The 21,016-nt window shown below is 71.9% G+C and carries 20 protein-coding genes; 4 read left to right on the forward strand and 16 right to left on the reverse strand.

Annotated features, from left to right (window positions below):
• Positions 1-20: 20 nt before the first annotated feature.
• Positions 21-908, reverse strand: a complete 888-nt coding sequence (locus ABKA19_RS01115; protein WP_353687276.1) for a helix-turn-helix transcriptional regulator — start codon at positions 906-908, stop codon at positions 21-23.
• Positions 909-1,440: 532 nt separating this feature from the next.
• Here ABKA19_RS01115 and ABKA19_RS01120 point away from each other — a divergent pair.
• Positions 1,441-3,228 carry a tetratricopeptide repeat-containing sulfotransferase family protein gene (locus ABKA19_RS01120; protein ID WP_353687277.1) on the forward strand — a complete coding sequence of 596 codons (1,788 nt, stop codon included), beginning with the start codon at positions 1,441-1,443 and terminating at the stop codon, positions 3,226-3,228.
• On the opposite strand, the gene ABKA19_RS01125 is transcribed toward ABKA19_RS01120, so the two are convergent.
• On the reverse strand, positions 3,213-3,815 hold the full coding sequence (locus ABKA19_RS01125; protein ID WP_353687278.1) for a 2OG-Fe(II) oxygenase: 603 nt from the start codon (positions 3,813-3,815) through the stop codon (positions 3,213-3,215). The two genes, ABKA19_RS01120 and ABKA19_RS01125, sit on opposite strands and share 16 nt — an antisense overlap.
• A 37-nt stretch (positions 3,816-3,852) precedes the next feature.
• Positions 3,853-6,789: a TonB-dependent receptor plug domain-containing protein gene (locus ABKA19_RS01130; RefSeq protein ID WP_353687279.1), complete on the reverse strand. Its 2,937-nt coding sequence runs from the start codon at positions 6,787-6,789 to the stop codon at positions 3,853-3,855.
• A 241-nt stretch (positions 6,790-7,030) separates the two neighbouring features.
• On the opposite strand from ABKA19_RS01130, the gene ABKA19_RS01135 reads away from it, so the two are divergent.
• On the forward strand, positions 7,031-7,843 hold the full coding sequence (locus ABKA19_RS01135) for a DUF1223 domain-containing protein (RefSeq protein ID WP_353687280.1): 813 nt from the start codon (positions 7,031-7,033) through the stop codon (positions 7,841-7,843).
• 35 nt (positions 7,844-7,878) lie between these two features.
• Here ABKA19_RS01135 and ABKA19_RS01140 read toward each other — a convergent pair whose 3' ends face one another.
• The gene (locus ABKA19_RS01140) at positions 7,879-8,364 is read right to left on the reverse strand and encodes a hypothetical protein (protein ID WP_353687281.1); all 486 of its coding nucleotides are present in this window, start codon (positions 8,362-8,364) and stop codon (positions 7,879-7,881) included.
• 95 nt (positions 8,365-8,459) lie between these two features.
• Entirely contained in the window at positions 8,460-8,993 is a 534-nt protein-coding gene (locus ABKA19_RS01145; protein ID WP_353687282.1) for a hypothetical protein, read from the reverse strand.
• A gap of 111 nt (positions 8,994-9,104) precedes the next feature.
• On the opposite strand from ABKA19_RS01145, the gene pdxR reads away from it, so the two are divergent.
• A complete protein-coding gene (gene pdxR / locus ABKA19_RS01150; protein WP_353687283.1) occupies positions 9,105-10,565 on the forward strand; it encodes a MocR-like pyridoxine biosynthesis transcription factor PdxR in 1,461 nt (486 codons plus the stop codon).
• Positions 10,566-10,677: 112 nt separating this feature from the next.
• On the opposite strand, the gene lepB is transcribed toward pdxR, so the two are convergent.
• Entirely contained in the window at positions 10,678-11,325 is a 648-nt protein-coding gene (lepB, locus tag ABKA19_RS01155) for a signal peptidase I (protein WP_353687284.1), read from the reverse strand.
• 143 nt (positions 11,326-11,468) lie between these two features.
• Between lepB and ABKA19_RS01160 the strand changes: the two genes are divergently transcribed.
• Positions 11,469-12,170, forward strand: a complete 702-nt coding sequence (locus tag ABKA19_RS01160; RefSeq protein ID WP_353687285.1) for a hypothetical protein — start codon at positions 11,469-11,471, stop codon at positions 12,168-12,170.
• Between the two features lie 153 nt (positions 12,171-12,323).
• Here the strand turns inward: ABKA19_RS01160 and ABKA19_RS01165 are convergent, their stop codons facing one another.
• The 10 genes from ABKA19_RS01165 to ABKA19_RS01210 form a co-directional block, all read right to left on the reverse strand.
• Positions 12,324-12,704 (reverse strand): VOC family protein, encoded by a 381-nt coding sequence (locus ABKA19_RS01165; protein WP_353687286.1) that lies wholly within the window; start codon positions 12,702-12,704, stop codon positions 12,324-12,326.
• A gap of 67 nt (positions 12,705-12,771) precedes the next feature.
• Positions 12,772-13,437, reverse strand: coding sequence for a ChrR family anti-sigma-E factor (locus ABKA19_RS01170; protein WP_353687287.1), 666 nt, complete (start codon positions 13,435-13,437; stop codon positions 12,772-12,774).
• The gene (locus ABKA19_RS01175) at positions 13,434-14,006 is read right to left on the reverse strand and encodes a sigma-70 family RNA polymerase sigma factor (protein WP_502945682.1); all 573 of its coding nucleotides are present in this window, start codon (positions 14,004-14,006) and stop codon (positions 13,434-13,436) included. Before ABKA19_RS01175 ends, ABKA19_RS01170 begins: the two co-directional genes overlap by 4 nt.
• 128 nt (positions 14,007-14,134) lie before the next feature.
• On the reverse strand, positions 14,135-14,695 hold the full coding sequence (locus ABKA19_RS01180) for a lipocalin family protein (protein ID WP_353687289.1): 561 nt from the start codon (positions 14,693-14,695) through the stop codon (positions 14,135-14,137).
• A gap of 10 nt (positions 14,696-14,705) precedes the next feature.
• Positions 14,706-15,794, reverse strand: coding sequence for an SAM-dependent methyltransferase (locus tag ABKA19_RS01185; protein WP_502945683.1), 1,089 nt, complete (start codon positions 15,792-15,794; stop codon positions 14,706-14,708).
• Positions 15,791-16,591, reverse strand: a complete 801-nt coding sequence (locus ABKA19_RS01190) for a DUF1295 domain-containing protein (RefSeq protein WP_353687291.1) — start codon at positions 16,589-16,591, stop codon at positions 15,791-15,793. Before ABKA19_RS01190 ends, ABKA19_RS01185 begins: the two co-directional genes overlap by 4 nt.
• Positions 16,591-17,865 carry a class I SAM-dependent methyltransferase gene (locus ABKA19_RS01195; RefSeq protein WP_353687292.1) on the reverse strand — a complete coding sequence of 425 codons (1,275 nt, stop codon included), beginning with the start codon at positions 17,863-17,865 and terminating at the stop codon, positions 16,591-16,593. Before ABKA19_RS01195 ends, ABKA19_RS01190 begins: the two co-directional genes overlap by 1 nt.
• Positions 17,862-18,641 carry a DUF1365 domain-containing protein gene (locus tag ABKA19_RS01200; protein ID WP_353687293.1) on the reverse strand — a complete coding sequence of 260 codons (780 nt, stop codon included), beginning with the start codon at positions 18,639-18,641 and terminating at the stop codon, positions 17,862-17,864. The genes ABKA19_RS01195 and ABKA19_RS01200 overlap by 4 nt, the downstream gene beginning before the upstream one ends.
• Positions 18,638-19,900 (reverse strand): NAD(P)/FAD-dependent oxidoreductase, encoded by a 1,263-nt coding sequence (locus tag ABKA19_RS01205; protein ID WP_353687294.1) that lies wholly within the window; start codon positions 19,898-19,900, stop codon positions 18,638-18,640. Before ABKA19_RS01205 ends, ABKA19_RS01200 begins: the two co-directional genes overlap by 4 nt.
• Entirely contained in the window at positions 19,897-20,862 is a 966-nt protein-coding gene (locus tag ABKA19_RS01210; protein WP_353688014.1) for an acyl-CoA desaturase, read from the reverse strand. Before ABKA19_RS01210 ends, ABKA19_RS01205 begins: the two co-directional genes overlap by 4 nt.
• Positions 20,863-21,016: the final 154 nt, after the last annotated feature.

Below are 21,016 nucleotides of genomic sequence, written 5' to 3' on the forward strand. Positions count from 1 at the left end.
GTCGCACCGCGCGCAGGCGCCTAGGCGGCGACACGGGGCCGGACCCCTTCGCGCGCACGCGAGCCGCGCACCTGCGACGTGGTGCGGCCGAAGGCGTTCTTGAACGCGCGGCAGAACGCGCTCTGGCTTTCGAAGCCGAGCATCTCGGTGATCTCGCAGATCAGCAGGCGCGAACCGCAGACCATGTCCCAGGCCTGCCGTTCGCGCAGGCGGGTCGCGTATTCCGAGGGAGTCTCGCCGAACACCGCGCGGTGCAGGCGGATCAGATGGCAGGGCGAGTAGCGCGCCGCGGCCGCCAGCTGCTCCAGGTCCAGGCGCAGGTCGGTGTTGCATTCGATGGCATGGCGCACGCGCAGCAGGCGCAGCAGGGTCTGCTGCTGGCGCGCCAGGCTGCGACCGCTGCAACGCGCCAGCAACGACTGCAGGTCCTGCTGGCGTTCGACCAGGGCGTCCACCAGTGCGGTCAGCAACGCGTCGCAGTCACCCGCCCGCCGCGACCCCGGTTGCCGGCCGTTGCGCAGCAGACGGCACACCAGGCCGGCCACCTCCCTGCCCGGTCGGCCGCGCCACGGCAGCAGCGTGGCTGCGTCGGACCTGCGCCGGCCGGACATGGCCGACCATGCATGGCTCGAGCCGAGCATCGCGATCCAGCCCTGCGCGCCACTGGAGCGGATCCGCAGCGGGCCGTCGGTCCACAGCTGCATCCGCCGGCCATCCAGCTGCCATTCGCTGCCCGGAATGGCCAGGGCCACCTGCCCGGCGGGCGCCCAGCACAGGGTGGTCCAGCCAGCCGGCACGTCGACCTGGATGCCACGGCCGTGGGCATGCAGCAGGTGCAGGCCGCTGTCGACCAGCACGGGGGAAGGAAGGTGGTCGCCGTAGCGCAGCGTGTGGTGGTAAAGCCTCATCGAAGTGGCTCTCCTGGCGCATGCCATGACTGCCTTGCGATGAGGCCAAGGTAGGCATCGGGTGGTCCTCCGTGGAGAACCAATCCGACGCCTGCGCAGGGAGCCAATCCGCCGGGCGCCGGCGCTTCCAGGCGAACGGAACCTGCGGGAAAAAAAAAGAAGCCCGGCCGAAGCCGGGCATGTCCACGGTGCCGGCGCTTATCGTTCCTCTGCGAGCGGAACTGGCGGAGCGGCGACTGCCGGAGAGAGGTGCAGGTGGATGCCGCCAGTGTCCTTCGCCGGCCGGCCTGCCCACTGCGCAGGCGTTGGCCCCTTCATGGCCAGCGCCTGTTGCCGAGCTGTGCACAGGCTGTGCTTTCGACCAGGTCGCCGCCCTGTGGCGCGTCGGACGCCGGCCGCGCGCAGCGGGTCAAGCACCGATCCGGCCATCACGGCGGCGCGATTGGCACTCTCCGCCGTCGCCGGGTGCGCCCACAGTGCAGCCATGCAGCGAGCCGTCCCCGCCGACGTCGAGCCCTTGCCGAACGCGTCCGTGGATGCGGCGCTCGCGCGACTGCACGCCGGTGACGCCGCGCCGGTCGAGGACCAGGCACGCGCGGTCCTGCGCAGGCATCCGGAGCGGGCGCAATGGCGCTACCTGCTGGCCTTGGCGCTGGCCGCGCAGGAACGGCACGCGCTGGCGCGCGAGGAACTGGAGCGGTTGCGCAACCTGTCGCCGCACGACCCGGCGCTGCTGCTGAACCTGGGCAATGCCTGCCTGGCGTGCGGCGATGGCCCGGCTGCGCTGCAAGCATTCGAAGCGGCCGCCTGCGCGGGCGCCGAAGGCGTGGCGTACTGGCTCGGCCATGGCATTGCGGCGCTGGCCTGCCAGCATTTCCAGCTGGCGCGGGGTCTGCTCGCACGCGCCCTGCAGGCCGAGCCCGACGCGCCCGACGTGCGCCTCGCCAACGCCGAATGCCTGTGCGAACTGGAGCAGCTCGAAGCGGCGGACCGCTGCATTTCCGCGCTGGACCTGGCCGCGCTGTCCTGGCTGCAGCGGGCCGACGCGGCCTGGATCCTGGCCCGCTGCGGGCACGAGGAACGCGCCGATGCGCTGCTGCAGGATTGCATCCGCGCGCTGCCCGGGCGCGCGGAACTGCGGGTAAGGCGCGCGCTGCTGCTGGAACGGCTGAACCGCCTCGACGATGTCGCCGACGAGCTGGCCCGCGCGGGCATGCCGGCAACGCCCATGCACGCGCTGGCGCGCTCGCGCTGGCTGCGCCGCCTGGACCGGACCGCCGAGGCGCACGCGTGCCTGGCCCCCTTCCTGGCCGACCCGGTCGACGATGCGATGGCGGCGCAGTTGCAGTTCGAAGCCGCGCGCCTGCTCGATGCCGAGGGCCGGTCCGCAACGGCCATGGATGCCCTCGCCCGCGCCCACCACCATGCCCGGTGCGCGCTGGCGGCGCGGCATCCGCAGGCCGTCCTGGACGATCCCTTCGCCTGGCTGGAGCAACGCCTGCAGCGCGAGGCGCCGGCTTGCTGGCGGCGACCCGCGCGGGACGGCTTGCCGGCCGACCCGGTGTTCCTGGTCGGGTTTCCGCGATCGGGCACCACGCTCATGCAGCGGATCCTCGGCGGTCATCCGGCGCTGCAGCCGCTGGAGGAACGCCCTGCGCTGGAGGCGATGATCGCCGCGTTCCACGAGCGGCCCCACGCGTCCGACCTGTGCATGGCCCTGGATGGGCTGGACGCCCGGGCCCGGACGGAACTGCGCGTGCGCTACTGGCGTGAAGTCGGGCGATACCTGCGCCCGGACGGACGCCGGCTGCTGGACAAGTATCCGCTCAGCTTCAGCCGCGCACCCTACCTGGCGCGCTGCTTTCCGGATGCGCAGCTCGTTTTCATGCTGCGCCACCCCTGCGACGTCGTGCTCAGCTGCCACATGCAGGCATTCGGGCTCAACGGTGGCGTGCTGGCGTTCGGGTCGCTGGACTCCACCGCCCGGTCATATGCGCGGCTGATGGACTGGTGGCACGAGCAGCGGGCGCGCGTGGGACTGTCCGTGCTGGAGGTCCGCCACGAGGACCTGGTGGACGAACCGGAGGCCACCCTGCAGCGCGTGTTCCGGTTCCTGCGGCTGCCGATGGTCGAAGGCCTGGAGGATCGCCTCGATGCGGCGCAGCCCGGACGGATCCGTACGCCCAGCTATGCGCAGGTGACGCGCCCGCTCAACCGCGCGGGCATCGCCCGCTGGCAGCGCTACCGCGCGCACTTCACCGCGCAGACGCTGGACCTGCTCGCGCCCTGGGTGCGACGCCTGGGCTACAGCCTGGAGTGAGCGCCGGGGAACCGCAGGTAGGTGGACAGGATGTACTTGTCCTGTTTCGGCGAGGGCAGCCCGGCGTGCGGGAACATCCAGTACGGCGGGAACACCAGCAGCCGACCCCTGCGCGGCGCGACGCGCAGGTCGAGCAGCGGGAACAGCGTCTCGCCGCCCTGCCCGACGTCGTTGAGGTACCACAGCAGCACCAGGTAGCGGTCGCTGACCTCGTTCACCGCATCGAAGTGCAGCTGGAAACGGTCACGTCCGCCGGCGAGGTAGCGCTTGAGGACCAGCGGCGCCAGCAGCGGGCTGTCGGGCACCGGAAGCGGCAGCCCGAGGTCGCGGTTGTAGCGCTGCAAGGCCAGCGATACCCGGTGCCGGAAGAACGCGAGCAGCGGCGCGTCGGCGTGGCGGCCGACGTCCAGTTCGGTCCATGCGCTGTCGTCCAGCCCGGCGCGCACGCCTCGGCCGTTGCGCTGCTGCGCATCGCCCATGCCGTGGAATCCGGCCACCAGGCCCGCGCACACGTCGGCGTCCAGGTCGTCGTCGTAGCAGCGCACGAAGCGCGCCAGCCCGGCCGCGTCGGCCGCGCCCGCGGGCACGACCGGCGCATCCGTGGCCGCCACGGGCACGGCCCGCTCAGAAGCGGGCGGTCCAGCGCATCCAGTAGAAGCGTCCGACGCCATCGTACGTCCGCAGGTCGGTGGAGGCATTGAAGCCGGAATAGATCAGGGGAGGTTGCCGGTCGGCGAGGTTGCGTATGCCGATCTGGAACTCGCTGTCCAGCAGCTCCGGGATGCGGTAGCCGACCTGGACGTCGTGCTGGGTGAACGAGGGCACGCGGCGCCTGGCCACGTAGCCGGGCTCGGAGGGATCGGCCACGTCGGGCGCCTCGAACACGTGGTGCACGTAGCGCGTGGTCAGCGTCGCGCTCCAGCGCTCGCCTTCCCAGCGCAGGTCGTTGAGCGCCCGCCAGCGCGCCATGTTGCCGAAACCCGAGCTGGCGCTGTCCACGAACGTGCCCGCCAGGCCGGTGCTGCCCGGGATGCCGGGAAAGGCGCCGACATCGCTGCTGGGGTCGCCGGCCAGCAGGCGCACCTCGTACTCGGCCAGGTAGGCGGTGTCCAGGTTCCAGGACAGCCTGCCCCACTCGTTGCGCTGGCCCGCGTACCGGAAGCCGACGTCCACGCCGCTGGCCTTGAGCGAGCCGAAATTGCCGACCTGGTTGGTCATCTGCGCGACATCGCCGGCGTCGTCGCGGATGAACGTGTCGCAGTAGCGGCCGAAGTCGAAGCACTGGTTGAGCATCACCGTCTCCGGCAGGCTGGTGATGAAGTCGTCCAGCTTGACCCGCCAGTAGTCGATGGTGGTGCTGAAGCCGGCCAGCCATTCGGGGCTGTAGACCAGGCCGTAGGTGAGCATGTCGCCCTCTTCCGGTTGCAGGTCCGGGTTGGACACCTGGAACGATGTGACCTGGTTGCCGCTCTGCCGGAACGAGCCGTCGGTGGGCACGTTGGCGCAGGCGCGCGGGTCCGCCACGGCCTGCCCCATGTAGTTGTTGCATGGGTCCACGTAGGTGTTGGCGCTGGGGGTGGTCACGCCGAACAGGTTGACGATGGTCGGCGCGCGGAAAACCTGCGCGTAGGTGCCGCGCACCAGCAGGTCGTCGACCGGCTTCCATTCCAGGCCGATCTTGCCGTTGGTGGTGTCGCCGAAGTTGGAGTAGTCCGAGTAGCGCACGCCCAGCGAAACGTTCAGTCGCTGCGCGAACGGCGCATCGGCCAGCAGGGGCAGCAGCGCTTCGGCGTAGGCTTCCTTGACGTCGAACGAGCCCGAGATGTTGCCGAAGCTGCATGCTTCCTGGGTGATCAGGCAGACCGTCTCGCCGGGCGGGATGATGGTCAGGAAATCCACGTCCGAACCGGCCGACTCCTCGCGGTATTCCAGGCCCACCGCCAGGGAAACCATGCCTGCCGGCAGCGCGAAGAGGTCGCCGGTGGCGTTGGCGGTGAAGTTCTTCAGGTCGTTGTAGTTGGTGTTGATGATGCTGGGATTGATCAGCGCAAGGGCGGCCAGTTGCGCCTGTCCCTCGGCGGTGGTCGGATCGGGGGCCGGGCCGAAGAAGTTGACCGGCAGGCAGCCGTCGATCACGGTCGAGGCGTCACCGGCGGTCCGGACGCAGATCGGATCGCCGCTGGCCGGGTCGATCATCGACGGACCCAGCGCGTCGCGCAGCGCCGGGCTGAACAGGTAGCCGCGCACCACCTGGGTCTGCGGCGTGCGGCCGTAACTGTACGCCGCGTCCCACGACCAGCTGGTGTCGCCGACGGTGCCGCGCAGGCCGGCGGTGACCTGGTAGGTCTGGGTCTCGAAGCTGGTGCTGCGCGTGGGGATGAAGTCGCGCAGGCGCAGCCGCGCATCGGTGACGTCCACGCCGAACGGGTTGTACAGGCTGTCGGCGCTGATCGGCACGTCGTCGACCGCGGCGCGACCGTCGAACGGCAGCGGCGCGATCTGGAACGAGGATTCGGTGCGGTTCCAGGAACCCAGCAGGAAGGCTTCGACGTCTTCGGTAATGAAGTAGCGCGCGCTGAAGGCGATGTTGGCGCGCTCCTGCGGCGTCAGGTTGAGGTTGCCGTCGGCCTGGAAGTTGTAGACGTCGTTGGCGTTGTCGAAGCAGCGGAAGTTGCCGCCGCTGGTGCCGGGCGAGCCGTCGATGCGGGTCAGCACCACGTTGTCGCCGCTGCCGCAGTTGGGGTCGGCCAGGTCGACGCCGCTGGCCTGCGCCGCCGAACGCGGGACCACGTAGCGGCCGGTCAGGATGCGGCTGGTGCCGCCGATCCCGTGTTCGCCGGCGTAGAGCTGGTAGGGCTGGCTGGAATAGGCGCGGTCGCGGGCGTAGACCGGGTCTTCCTTGTCGTATCCGGCCGCGGCGATGAGGCTGCCGCGGTCGCTGGAGAATCCGAACGTGGCATCGGCGCGCGTGGTGTTCGCGTCGCCGCGCGAGGACACCCCATAGAACGCGCTCGCTTCCATGCCCTGGAAGTCGTGGCGCAGGATGAAGTTGACCACGCCGCTGATCGCGTCGGAGCCGTAGATCGCCGAGGCGCCGTCCTTGAGGATCTCCACCCGCTCGATCATCGACATCGGGATCGTGTTGACGTCCACCGCGCCCAGCGCATTGGACACCGAAGGGATCCAGCGCCGCCCGTCCACCAGCACCAGGGTGCGCGTCTGGCCCAGGCCGCGCAGGTCGACGGTCGCCGCGCCCGCGCCGCCGCCGTTGTTCACCTGCGGATTCATGCCGGCGCCGGCGATCGCCGGGTTGCGCTGCAGGAACTCGCCGACCGTGGCGGCGCCCGAATCATTGATCGCCTCGCGATCAATGACGGCCACCGGGCTGGACGTCTCCAGGTCGGTGCGCTTGATGCGCGAGCCCGTCACCTCGACGCGGTCGAGCGTGGTCGGTCCGGGCGCCGGTGGCGGCTCGGCTTCCTGCGCCAGGGCCGGCAGGGCGGTGGATGCGGCGATCGCCGCCAGGATCGCCAGGCGCAGCGGATGCGGAGCGGGCTTCATGGGAATCCTCTTTCGTCCGGGTCGGGACCCGATGCGGGTCGGTAGCCGAAGAATCACGAATCCTTAACCCCGGTCCCTGCGCAGGCGCAGTGATTGCGATGTGCACGAATGCGCGCAACGGCTGCGCAGGATTGCGGTCCGGCGTGATGAGCCTGCCGGCGCAGCGAATCCGCAATTCCGGCACGGGTGCGCACAGGAGGCAGGACTAGCGTCGGTCGCCGGATCCGGTGGGAGGCGCGCGATGCGAGGGTCGTCGTGGACAAGGGCCGGTGCGCTGGCGGCGCCACTGGCCGCTTCATTGCTGCTGGCCGGATGGAGCGACGCGGCCGCGGCCGCCTGCCAGTCGCGCAGCGGCAAGGCATTGCGCCCGCTGGTGGAGCTGTACACCGCCGAAGGCTGCAACCAGTGCCCGGCCGCCGATGCATGGCTGTCGGCTTCCGCACGCCGCCAGCCGCGGATCAGCTGGCTCGCCTTCCATGTGGACTACTGGGACGCGGTGGGCTGGGTGGATCGCTACGCGGCCGCCGCGCACGGCCAGCGCCAGCAGTACCGGCTGCAGAGCCTGGGTCGCCAGGCGCTGGTCACCCCACAGGTGATCGTCGGACGCGATGTACCGGTGGACTGGCGCGGTGCGGCGATGGCGCAGCTGCTGGCCGAAAGCCGCCGCCAGGTCGCGCCGGCAACGCTGGCTATGTCGGCAAGCGCGCAAGCCGACGGCCGGATGCGGGTCGACATGCAGGCACGGCTGGATGGTGATCGCATCGCAGGACCGGCGCTGCTGTGGCTGGCCCTGTACGAAGACGGACTGGAGACCGCCGTCGCCGCCGGCGAGAACGCGGGACGCATGCTGCGCCATGACCGGGTGGTCAGGAAGCTCGCCGGGCCGTGGAAGCTGGAATCACCGACCTGGAACGGATACGCCGTGCTGGAGTTGCCCGGGGACCTGCACGCTGGACGCGCCGGGCTGGTGCTGTTCGCCGAATCGCCGGACGACGGCCGCGGGCTGCAATCGCTGGAGCAGCCGCTTTCGTGCGCGAAGGCGCGAGTGCCATGAAGGCAGGCTCGCCCCTGGCCGCAGCCTCGCCCGGTTCAGCGCAGTGCCCTGCGCGCACCCAGCGCGCAGGGCACGCCGACCAGCAGCATGTGCACGGCGATGTGCAGCGGGAAGCTGGCCTGCCAGCGCGGCAGTTGGCCATCGCCCGCCGCCGACAGCGGAACGACGACCCAGGTCATCACCGCGAACAGGACGATGCCGTACAGGGCGCCGTAGAGCCACGGCTGCCGCGCCAGCGCCGGCCATGCGCGCGCGAGGCGGTAGTACGCCCAGGCCATCACCAGCACGATGCCGTAGTGCGAAACCAAGCCGAGCGCGGCGGTGGCCGGGCCGCCGGCCATCGCATCGGCGCGCCCCAGCCAGCCGGCCGCGATCGATTGCAGGATGCGCACCGGCCCCACGCCGTGCATGCCCCAGAAGCCGAAGGCGAACAGCAGGTCCAGGCTGCCGGCCACCAGCGCCGCCGTCGCCACGGCGCGCGGCAGGATGCGTTGCGGTGAGGCGAATCCATCGTGGGCCATGGCCGCGTTCCGGGTCGGGTGATGGCGCGCATTCCAGCGACCCATCGTCGGCGGCGCCAGAGCCAATGCCATGCGATGGCCGCGGGCCAAACGGCTCAGGTCCGCTCGCCCACGATTCCGCGGCCGTCCCGGAACGCGGGCCCGGACAGTACCCGACGCGCGGCGCAGGCGATCGGGATGCCGATCATCCCGGCGTACGCGGCCAGGCAGGCGAGGATCCAGTCGGGTCGGCTGCTGGGCGCGGCAGCCCCCGAAGCCAGCAGGGGCACGAGCAGGTGGAACGTGACCAGGTAGCAGGCCATCCCGTAGAGGGCGCCGTGCACGAATGGCTGCTCGACCAGCACCGGCCGCCGCCGCGCCAGGGCAACGTAGGCGCGCGCCATGGCCCAGGCCAGCAGCACGTAGGCGACCACGCCCAGCAGCGCGGTCCCCGGCCCTCCGCGGTAGGCGGCCGCCCCCAGGAACCAGGCGGCGATCGACTGCGGTATCCGTATCGGCGCGACCCCTTCGCCGGCCCAGAACAGGACCGCCATGGCGAGGTCGAGCACGGCACCGGCAACGGCGGCCAGCAGCAGCCACGGCACGCGGGGGCCAGGCGGATGCGGCCAGTACAGGGGGAGGGCATTCATCGGCATCTCCACGCGGACCGGGAATTGGCCCTATCAGTACCCGGGAAAGTGGCACTATCAAGAGCCAATCCGAACCTCTTGAATGGGGCCATTTCCGACCGGAGGCTGGCGATGCACCTGGAGTTGGACGGTCATGGGCCGCTGCACGCGCAGCTGACCCGCGCGCTCAAGTCGGTGCTGGCGGGCGGCGGCGGCATCGAAGTGGGGCGCCTGCCCGCCACCCGGCAGCTGGCCCGCGACCTGCGGATGTCGCGCAATACCGTCCTGGCCGCCTACGAGCAGCTGCGCGCCGAAGGCTTCATCGCCGGCCGCGTCGGCTCGGGCAGTTACGTCACCCCGTCGGCGAAGGAAGGCGATCCGCCGGCCCGTTCGTTGCCCGAGACCCGACCCCCGCAATCGGCGTTCGCCCGTCGCGGCCGGCGCTACCACCAGCATGCGCAGATGCCCGGCCGGGCCACGCCCGGCATGCGCTACGCGTTCTCGTATGGCGTGCCTTACACCAACCCGGCCCTGATCGATGCCTGGTCGCGCGAACTGACCCGCGCGGCCGCCTACACGCCGCCGGCCTATCCGATGACCCAGGGCTTGCCGGCGCTGCGCCGCGCGGTCTGCGACTACCTGGCGCGCCGCCGTGGCGTGCAGGCCCTGCCCGAGGACGTGCTGGTCGTCGCCGGTACCCAGCAGGCGATGTCGCTGAGCGCGCGCGTGCTGCTGGACGTGGGCGATGGCGCGGTGGTGGAGGAGCCGCACTACACCGCCATGCGCGAGGTCCTGCAGATGCACGGCGCCCGCGTGGACACCGTCGACGTCGACGCGCAGGGCCTGCGCGTGGACCGCCTGCCCGACCCGCCGCCGCGCCTGGTCTACGTCACGCCCTCGCACCAGTTCCCCACCGGCGTGGCGATGTCGCTTGAACGCAGGCGCGCCCTGCTCGACTACGCCAGCCGCCACGACTGCTGGATCTTCGAGGACGACTACGACGGCGAGTTCCGCTACGACGCCCGGCCGCTGGCGGCACTGCGTTCGCTCGACCGCAGCGGGCACGTCATCTACGTCGGCTCGTTTTCCAAGGTCCTGTTCCCGTCGTTGCGGCTGGGCTACCTGGTGATCCCGCCCGGGCTGCGCGAGGACTACGTCAACGCCAAGTGGCAGGACGACTTCGGCAGCCCGGCGATCGAGCAGGCAGCGATGGCCGGGTTCATCGGCGACGGCGGTTTCGAGCGCCACCTGCGGCGCACCGGGCGCGCGCTGGAGGAGCGGCGTTCGGCGTTGCTGGCGGCCCTGCATCGCGAACTGGGCGACGAGCTGGACATCGCCGATTCGCAGGCCGGCATGCACCTGGTGGCCTGGCTGCGACGTTTCAGTCCCGGCGGCGTCGATGCCTTGATCGCCAGCGCCCGCCAGCGCGGGGTCGACCTGTACCCGATCGCGCCCTACTACTCGCGCCCGCCCGAGCGCGGCGGGCTGCTGATGGGTTTCGCGAGCATGTCGGTGGCCGAGATCGAGCAGGCCGTGCAGATCGTCGCCGGGTGCCTGCGCGCGATGCCGGACGAGCTCGCATGGCCGCGGTAGGACGAGGCGCGGGATCGCACCGGTGGCGCACGGCGGGTCGGCGCTGGCCGCTTGGAGCGACCACCCGATGGATTGACGCCACCAGCGGGCTCCAGGCCGGGCGCTCGCCGGCTCACAACCGCCGCCAACCCAGTCCGTCCCCGCTGCGCCAGTAGACGGCCAGGGCGCGCGCATACAGCGCATCGACCGGGACGAAGCCGAACCAGCGTCCGTCGACGCTGCGGCCGCGGTGGTCGCCCAGCACCAGCACGTGGCCCGCCGGCACCCGCGCGTCGAGGATATCGGGGCCGCCCCCGTTCGCCAGGTCCAGCCGCGCCAGCCGCAGGCCGAACCGTTCGGCCTGCGGGTCGGCGGCATCGGCCATCGGCACGCCGTTGATCGACAGGTGGCCATCGCGGAGTTCGACCCGGTCGCCGGCCACCGCCACCACGCGCTTGATCAGGCGCGTTCCATCGGCCGGTGAGTCGAACACGACCACGTCGCCGCGCTGCGGCCGGCCGCGCTCGATGAGCACATGGCGCGTGAACGGAACACGCACGCCATAGGCACTCATGTCCACCGCCACCCGGTCGCCGGGTTGCAGGGTCGGCTGCATCGAGCCGCTCGGCACGTGGTAATGGTTGGCGAACGAGGCGCGCGCCGTGCCGAGCAGCAACAGCAGCGCCAGCATCGGCAGCAGTTCGCGGCGCAGCCAGTGGCCGACGCTGCGGATGCGCGCGGGCGCTGGCGCGGGCGCGGGCCCGGAGATCGAGGGTTCCATCGGCGGCGGCTCGGGGGGACTCGGGGCTCCCACGCTAGCGCCGCCGCGGGCCCGGCACCACATGACCGATGGCAGGGCGCGGCCGGTCACGCGCCACGACGCGCGGCCGCGCTATCGTGGGCGCGGCTGCACGGAGGTGGCGGATGCGCGGTTTCCTCGATTTCAGTTCCTGGTCCGGCCTGCTCACCACCCTGTTCGGACTGGTGCTGGTGTCGCTGGTGGCGGTCGGCATCCGACTGGTGTTCATGCAGACCCTGCAGCGCCGGCGCGAGCGCGAGAACCGCCAGGTCAACGAGCGGCTGAAGACGCTGATCGCCGCCTACAAGACCCTCGGCGGTTCGTTCACGGGCGAACTGGGCGTGGACCCGAGCCACCTGCGCGACCTGCGCCGCGATCCGGCCCGTGCCGGCGGCGAAGTCGCGGATACGCCCGGCGCCGAGCGCCGGCGACGGATCCGCGATGCGGTCGAGGCCGCGCTGTCGGACGTCATCCTGCTGGGCACCGAGGAACAGGTGCGCCTCGCCGCGCAGGCCGCCCAGGACATGGTCGCCGGGCGCCGGGTCGAGACCGCGGCCCTGGTCGCCTCGTTGCGCGCTTTCATCCGCCAGGCGCTGGACCTGGCGCCGATTCCCGCAGGCGTGGTCATCCCCGGCCAGGGGCCGCTGCGCGTGGCCGGCGGCGGTGGCGGTGGCAAGCGCGAGGGCGGCGAAGTCCGGGGCAGTGGTGGCGGAGGTGGAGGCGGCGGGATGGGCGGTGGCATGGCCGCCAGTGCCGGTGCCGGTGCCGGGATCGGCTTGGGCCACAGCGCTGGAGGCGAGGAAAACACCGCCGCGCCGCCCACCTGAACCTCGGAGGCTCACGCCTGCGGCAGCGACTCGTCGGGAAAGATCGCGATGCCGATGCCCGGGATCCGGAATGCCACGGCCGCATGCCACGCCGGGGATCGGCAGGCGAACACACAAGGCGACCGCAGCCCGGCCTGGCAGCCGGCGCCGCGGTCAGCGCACCTCTTCCATCAGGCCCACCAGGTTGCCGTCGGGATCGCGCAGGAACGCGGCCCACAGCTCGTGGTCGGGCATCCGTGCGGCCAGCTGCGGTTCGCGTTCGGCGGTGGCACCGCGCGCCAGCATCGCCGCATGGGTGGCGGCGATGTCGTGCACGCGGAAGTACAGGATCGAATTGGCGCCCACCGCGCCGGCGCCCTGCGGCGTGGTCAGCATGATCCGCACGCCGTCGGCGTCCAGGAACGCCAGGCCGGGCCCGGCGCGGAACAGGAACGCCAGGCCGAGCACGTCGCGGTAGAAGCCGAGCGCGGCGTCGACGTCGGCGACGGTGACCGCGACCTGGCGGATGCCCTGCACCCGGTGTCCGGAATCCATGTCCTGCTCCCATCGCCAGCGCCCCGGCGATGATGCCAGCCCCGGCGCGAGGAGCCCAGTGAGCGGCCTAGAGCTTGAACAGCGGCTGCAGCATGCGCGCCATCCAGCCGGAGAAGCGCAGCGGCGCATCGGTGGCGGCCACGCAGATGCATGGCACGCCGGGCACGGTGACCGGCTGGTGCTCCACGTCCGAATCCAGGTCGGCAACGTCGCCGGGGGCAAAGTGTCCGATCGCGTCGCGGTAGGCGCCGCGCAGGATCAGGGTCAGCTCGCTGCCGCCGTGGGTATGCATCGGCACGCTGCGGCCGGGGGCGGTGCGCAGCAGCATCAGGTGGCCGTCGTCGACCCGGTCGGCGCGCACGTAATGGATGCCCGGCCCGATCATCCGCCAGCGCAGGTCGGCGTAGCGGCGGCCGAAGTACGGCTGCAGCGTGCGCGGCAGCGCGTCGTCGGCCGCAGTCGCGGGCGACGCGGGTGGCGCCGGCGGGCGCGGGAGCGGCGCGCCTTCGGCCAGCACGCGGGCGCGCAGGCGCTCGCGGGCGTCGTCCGCCAACGGCGCGCCGTCCTGCTGCACCAGCAGGTGCCCGCCGATGCGGTCGGCGAGGGCCAGCTGGCCACGGCATTCGTCGCAGACGTCCAGGTGCGCGGCCACGACCGCGGCGAACGCTTCGGGCAGCGCGCCGGCCGAGAACGCCAGCAGGGTGGATGCGTCGGGATGGTGGTTCGGGGTCATGGCGCGGCCCCCAGTCCGGCCTTCAATCGCGCGAAGGCGCGGCGCAGGGTGGATTTGACCGAGCCCAGCGGCATGCCGAGCTCGGCGGCGATCTCGCTGTGGCTGCGGGCCTCGAGGTAGGACATGCGGATCAGCCGCGCCTGCGCCGCCGGCAGGCTGCGGATGGCGCGGTCCAGGCCGGCATGGTCGGCGTAATCGTCCGGCGAAACGCCCCACTCGTCGACCATCCAGGCCTCATCGACCGGAACGGGTTCCGATTCGCGGTGCGCCTCGCGCCGTCGCGCATCGATCTGCAGGTTGCGGGCGATCCGGAACAGCCAGGTCGACAGGCTGGCGCGGTCCGGGTCGAACGCGGCGGCGCTGCGCCACAGCCGCAGCATCGACTCCTGGACCAGGTCGTCGGCCTGGGCGGCGGGCACGCCGTGGCCGAGCAGGTAGCGCTTGAGCCGGGGGGCGTAGTGGTCGTGGATGCCGAGGAAGGCGTCCATGTCCTGGCGCTCGGCCACCGCGCGCATCTGCGTGCTCCAGTGGTGGGCATCGTCCGGCAGGGAGGGGCGTTGGCTGGACACGCGCTTGGGCGCCGCGAGCGGCGTCACTTTCCTGGTGGCCGGATCTGTCGCCATCTTACTCGGGTCCACGCCGCTGCCGTCTTCTCCCTCCTCTACGCGCGAGCGGGCCCGATGGATCCCCGCCGGCCTCACCGCAGCGGCGGCCGCGGCGCCGGCTCGGGCCACTGCTGCGGCACCCGGCGCAGGCGCGAGGTGTCGTAGCCCATCGCCGCCACTTCAGCGACCAGCTCCCGGTAACGCGACTCCGGCAGCGTGGGCGTGCGCGCCATGATCCATACGTAGTCGCGCCTGTTGCGGGCGACGATGGTGTCGGAGTAGTCGTCGGCCAGCGAGGCGATGATGTACTCGGCCTTGATCGGCCAGACGAACTGCATGCCCCAGACCGCGTTGTTGGTGCCGTCCCGCACGAAGCCGGTCGGGGTCATCGTCTCCAGCTCGCCCTCCGGCCCGTCCTTGCGGAACCGGAACACCGTGTCGATGCGGCCATCCGGCGCGCGGGAGTAGGTTTCCACCGCATTGTGGGCGCCGCGCTCCATCGCGGTCGGAATCGAGGCGATCACGTACCAGTCGCCCATGAAGCGGTCGAGGTCGACCTGCTCCACCGGCGGTATGGGACGGGCCCCGCCCTGGCCGGCGCAGGCGGCCAGCAGGCAGGTCGACATCAGCCAGGCCAGGGCGGTGGCGCGCATGGGGTGCTCCTCAGTTGCGGGGTGCGAACAGGTAGTGGGCGACCAGCCATTGCTGGCCGTCGTCGTAGCCGAACAGTTCGGCACAGGCCATCCAGAACATCCGCCAGCGCTGGAACCACAGCCGCGCCGCGGCGTCGCCGCCATAGGCCTGCGCCAGGATCGGCAGCAAGGCGTCGCGATGCCGGTCCTGGTTGGCCAGCCAGGCATCGGCGGTGCGCTGGTAGTGGGTGCCGTCCACCAGCCAGCGCCGCTCCAGCACCAGGTCGCGCTGCAGATGCAGCAGCGTGTCGGCCGCGGGCATCAGGCCACCGGTGAAGAAATGCCGGCCCATCCAGTTGTCCTGGCCCTCGGTGTCGAACGGATACGCGGCCAGGCGGTGGACGAAGATATGCACGAACAGCCGGCCGTCCGCGCGCAGCCAGCGCGCGATGCGCGCCAGCAGCGCGGCGTGGTTGCTGACGTGCTCGAACATCTCCACCGACACGCAGCGGTCGAAGCTGCCGGCCGGCAGCTCGAGCGCGTTCACGTCGCAGGTCAGGACCCGCACGTTGTCCAGGCCTTCGGCGGCGCAGCGCGCCTCGATCCACGCACGCTGCGAATGCGAGTTGGATACCGCGGTGATGCGCGCGCCGGGATAGCGCCGCGCCATCCACAGCGTCAGCGATCCCCAGCCGCAGCCCAGCTCGAGGATGTCCATCCCGTCGGCCAGGCCGGCGCGCTGCCCGTAGAGCGCCAGCATCGCCTCCTCGGCCTCGGCCAGGGTGCTGTCCGGACGTTCGAACAGGCAGGCCGAGTACTTCAGCGCCGGCCCCAGGCAGCGCTCGAAGAACGCCGCAGGGACCTCGTAATGCTGGGCGTTCGCCGCCTCGGTGTGGACCGCCAGCGGCATCCGTCCCAATGCCTCGACCAGCCGCTGGTGGCGCGCCTGCTGGGCCGCGGCACCGCCGGCGAGGCATTCCCGCAGCCGCTGCGCGCACAGGCGGCGGATGCCGAGGCGGATGGCCGCGTCCGGCAGCCAGCCGCGCTCGGCCAGGCCGGCGAGGCCGGGTTCGGGGGCATGCGCGTGCGGCATGCGTGCGCTCGGTATCGCTAGGCTCATGCCTGGGACCTCCTGCGGTCCGGATCGCGTGGAAACCAGGGGAACAGCATCGGGGTGCGCTCGCGGTAGCGCCGGTAGTCGTCCCCGCGGGTGCGCAGGGCCTGGGCTTCGGTCCAGGGGATGCCGCTGAGGTAGCGCAGGAACAGGTACATCAGCACCGGCCCGGCCCAGCTCAGCAGGTGCAGCGGCGAGCCCACCGAGAGGAACACGTAGGCGAACCAGTGCAGCCACTCGAAGAAGTAGTTCGGATGCCGCGAGAACCGCCACAGCCCGGTGTCGCAGGTGCGTCCGCGGTTGCGCGGATCGGCGCGGAAGCGCGCCAGCTGGCGGTCGGCGACGGTCTCGCCGCCCACCGCCAGCAGCCACGCCGCCACGCCGAGCGCGGTCCATGCGCTGAAGTCCCCGGCCGGGTTGGCGGCCACGGCGGCGAACGGCAGCGCGAACAGCAGCACCAGCAGCGCCTGGCCGAGGAAGAACAGCAGGAATGCTGGCCCGCTGTCGTTCCAGTGCGCACGCAGGTGGCGGTAGCGGCCGTCCTCGGCCTCGCCGCGGACGCGCCGCCACAGGTGCATGGCCAGCCGCAGCGCCCAGGCGCCGCCGAGGACGGCCAGCAGTATCCGCGGCAACGCCGCGCCCGGCCCGATGGCCGCCAGGAACACGGCGGCCAGGCCCATGCCGGTGGCCCAGAGCACGTCGACGATGCCGGCGTTGCGGTGCGCGCGCTCCCACCGCCAGCCGGCCAGCATCAGCGCCGCCATGGCCGCGGCCAGCCACGCGAAGGCAGGCAGCAGGTCCATCAGGCGCTCCCGGCGACCCAGCGGTCGCCATGGGCGGGACGCGCGCCAGGCCGCGCGAACAGCAGGTGGCTGACCCCGATCGAGCGCTCGAGGAAGCCGCCTTCGCAGTAGGCCAGGTAGAAATCCCACAGGCGCAGGAAGCGCTCGTCGTAGCCCAGGCTGCGCGCCTGGTCACGCGCGGCGAGGAAGCGCGAGCGCCAGGCGTTGAGCGTGCGCGCGTACGACAGGCCGAAATCCTCCAGGTGCACCAGCTGCAGGTCGCCGGCGCGCGCGCTGGCGCCGAGCATCCCGTGGACCGAGGGAATAAAGCTGCCGGGGAAGATGTGCCGCTTGATGAAGTCGACCGAATGCAGCGCCTGCTCGTAGCGGTGGTCCTCGATCGTGATCGCCTGCACCAGCGCCAGCCCGTCGTCCTCCAGCAGCGCCGCCAGCTTGCCGAAGTACGCTTCCTGGTAGCGCGCACCGATGGCCTCGATCATCTCGATCGAGACGACCCGGTCGAAGCGGCCCTCCAGGTCGCGGTAGTCGCGGAGCAGGACGGTGACGCGGTCCTGCAGCCCGGCCTCGGCCACGCGCTCGCTGGCCAGGGCGTGCTGCTCGCGGGAAATGGTGGTGGTGGTGACGTGGCAGCCGTAGTGGCGCGCGGCGTGCAGCGCCAGCCCGCCCCAGCCGGTGCCCACTTCCACCACCCGCAGGCCTTCGCGCAGGCCGAGCTTGCGGCAGACGGCGTCGAGCTTGCGGGTCGAAGCGCTTTCCAGCGTGTCGTCGCCGGCCCACAGCGCCGAGGAATACATCAGGTCGGGCGACAGGAACAGGCCGAAGAAGTCGTTGCCCAGGTCGTAGTGCGCGGCGATGTTGCGGCGCGCGCCGGCGCGGGTGTTGCCGCGCAACGCATGCCAGGCCCGCAACGCGGCCGAGGCCGGGCGCGCGCTGCCCGACTCCATCGCGTCGAGCAGGTCGCGGTTGCGCAGCAGCAGGCGCACCAGCGCGACCGGGTCGTCGCTGTGCCACAGCCCGTCGCCGTAGGCCTCACCGGCGGCGACGCTGCCGCCGAACGCCAGCGCGCGGTAGAAGCGCGGATCGGTGACGCGGACGTGCACCGGATGGGCGCCATCCGCCACGCCAAGCCGCTGCCGCCCCCATGCATCCTCGAGTACCAGCCCGCCGTGCCGCAGCGGCGCCAGCGAACGCAGCACGCGCCCGCGCAGCCAGGCGTCTAGCGCGGTCGGCGCGGCGGTGTGCGCGGCCGGGACGGACAGGACCGGTGGACTCATCGACGGACTCCTGCGGCCGCGCGCAGGCGCGGGTGGTCGTGGAACGGCACGCGCTTGAGCCACAGCCGCAGCGCCTGCCAGTGGATGGCGCCGATCACCTGCGCGGTCATCAGCGGATAGCGCCACAGCAGCCGTGCCAGCGCCGGCCCGTCGAGCGGGCGCCGGTGCAGGCTCAGGCTGGCGTCGAACTCGCGCGCCGGGCCGTCGAGTGCCTGCATGTACACGCCCAGCCGCTCGCCCGGCACGCTGAAGCGCCAGTCGTAGCCGCGGTCCATGGCCATGAACGGCGACACGTGGAAGGCCTTGTCGAAGCGCCAGCGCAGCAGGCCGCCGCGGCGCTCGGCCTGGTCCGCGGGCAGCACGTAGGCGTGGCGCTCGCCCCACGGGGTGTTGGTCACCTCCGCCACCACGGCGCGCAGCGCATCGCCGGTGTTGTGGCAGTAGTAGAACGTGACCGGGTTGAACACGTAGCCGGCGTAGCGCGGATGGCAGAGCATGCGCACCGCCCCGCCGGGACGCTCGCCGGTGGCCTGTTCGACCCGGTCCAGCACCGCGTCCTTCAGCGGGGTGCACGCCGGCCCCAGGTAGTCGCTGCGCCGCCACTCGCCCAGGTTGCGGCGGTCGACCGACCATAGCCAGCGCCGCTCGAACACCCGCTCGACCTCGTCCAGGTCCAGGTACAGCTGCGCGATCCGGTAACGGAAGGCATGCGCGCGTGGCAGGTGGCGGCGGTGCACCACCCGGCCTTCGTAGAGCGCGCTGTGCAGGGGGCTCATGCGACCACCTCCAGGCGCCGGGTGGCGCCGGCCTCGATCTGCGCGGCCACCTCCTCGCCGCTGCGGATGCCGTCCTCGTGGAAGCCCCAGCCCCAGTAGGCACCGGCGAACCAGGTCCGGTGCAGGCCCTGGATTTCGTGCGCGCGGGCACGCGCGCTCACCGAGGCGGCGGTATAGACCGGATGCGCGTAGCGCATGCGCTGCAGCACCCGCGACGGGTCGATCGCCCCGGTGCGGTTGAGCGTGACCACGAACGGCTCGCGCGTGTCCAGGCCCTGCAGCAGGCTCATGCAGTAGCTCACCGTGCACGGCGCCGCCGGATCGCCCGGCACGTAGGCGTTCCATGCCGCCCAGGCCTTGCGCCGGCGCGGCAGCAGCCGGGCGTCCGTATGCAGGACCACGTCGTTCTCCTGGTAGGGCAGCGCACCGAGGATCGCGCGCTCGCGCGGGTCCGGCCGTTCCAGCAGGGCCAGTGCCTGGTCGCTGTGGCAGGCCAGCACCACGTGGTCGAAGTTCTCGATGCCGTCCGCATGCAGCAACTGCACGCCATGGTCGTGGCGGCGCACCGCGTGCACCGGCGTGCGCAGCCGTTCCTGAACGCGCCAGCGCGCGCGCAGCCGTTCCACGTAGGTCGCCGATCCACCCTCGACCACGCGCCACTGCGGCCGGCCGCGCACCTGCAGCATCTGGTGGTTGGCCATGAACGCGACCAGGTAGCGGACCGGGAAGTCCAGGATCCGGGATGGTGGCGACGACCACAGCGCCGACGCCATCGGCACCAGGTGGTCGTCGCGGAAGGCGTCGCCGTAGCCGTTCAGGGCCAGGTAGCCGCCCAGCGTCGGCCCCGGGCCGGGCCCGTCGAGCAGCGCCGGCGCCTCCCGGTAGAACCGGACCAGGTCCGCGACCATGCCAAGGAAGCGCGGCGAGACCAGGTTGCGGCGCTGGCAGAACAGCGCGTCGAGCGTCGTGGCGTTGTATTCCAGGCCATCGGCGCGGTGCACCGAGAAGCTCATGGTCGTCGGCCGCGAGGTCACGCCCAGCTCTTCGAACAGCGCCGCCAGCCGCGGGTAGTGGACCGGGTTGTGGACGATGAAGCCGGAGTCCACCCGCCAGTCGCGACCCTCGTGACGGACCGCGTGGGTATGGGTATGGCCACCGAAGCGGTCGTCGCGCTCGAACAGCACGACCTCGTGCCGCTGCGACAGCCGCCATGCCGCCGACAGGCCGGCGATGCCCGAACCGACCACCGCGATCCTCATCGCGCGGCCGCCTTGGCCAGCACCCACGCCGGCACCGGCCGCAGGTCCCAGACCAGCCCGAGCGCCTGCAGCAGGCGCAGGCCGTACCAGGTGAGGTCGACCTCGTACCAGCGGAAGCCCTGCCGCGCCGAGCCCGGGTAGAAGTGGTGGTTGTTGTGCCAGCCCTCGCCGAAGGTGAGCAGCGCGAGCCAGGCGTTGTTGCGGCTGTCGTCGCGCGTGTCGAAGCGGCGCCGGCCGTAGCGATGCGCCAGCGAATTGATGGTGACGGTGGCGTGGAACAGGACCACCGTCGAGACGAAGAAGCCCCACACCAGCATCTGCGGGCCGTCGGTGCCCAGGCCGGGCGCCACGCGCTCCAGGGTCCAGCCCAGCGCATAGGTTGCCGCCGCCAGGAGCGCCGGCACGACGACGTCATAGCGGTCCAGCCAGCGCAGCTCGGGGTATCCGGCGAGGTCCTGCACGCGACGGTAGTCGGTTGCGAACGCCTCGTCGGTGAGGAACCAGCCGACGTGGCTCCACAGGAACCCGCGCTCGCGCGGCGAATGCGGGTCGTCGACCGTGTCGGCGTGGCGATGGTGGTGGCGGTGGTGCGCCGCCCACCACAACGGCCCGCGCTGCACCGCCGACGCGCCGACGATCGCGGCCAGCGCCTGCAGCGGGCGCGAGGTGCGGAACGCACGGTGCGAGAAGTAGCGGTGGTAGAAGCCGGTGATCGCGAACATGCGCACAGCGTAGAGCAGCGCCGCCACCGCCACGGCCACCGGCGAGATTCCCACCCACAGCACGCCCAGGCAGCCGGCGTGCAGCGCCACGAAAGGCACGGCGCGCAGCCAGTCGATGCGATGTCCGACCAGCGGCTCGCCGGCGCGCGCCTGCGCGCCGGTGACCCAGCGGCGCAGCCACGCGGCGCGCCCTGGCACCGGTCGGGCCGTGGACGCAGGGGGAGGAGGGGAGGTCTGCATGGGTGGGGAAGAAGTCACGACCGGCTGTTCACTTCCATACGCGCGGGAGGGCCGGATGGATTCCCGCCACGCAATCCTGGACCTCGGCGTGCGCGGTGTGCACGCGGCGTGATGAATCCGAACCGCCACATCCGGCGTAACAGACCTCGCTGCC

Origin of the sequence: Pseudoxanthomonas sp. Soil82 (assembly GCF_040446535.1) — a bacterium.
Lineage (GTDB): Bacteria > Pseudomonadota > Gammaproteobacteria > Xanthomonadales > Xanthomonadaceae > Pseudoxanthomonas > Pseudoxanthomonas kaohsiungensis.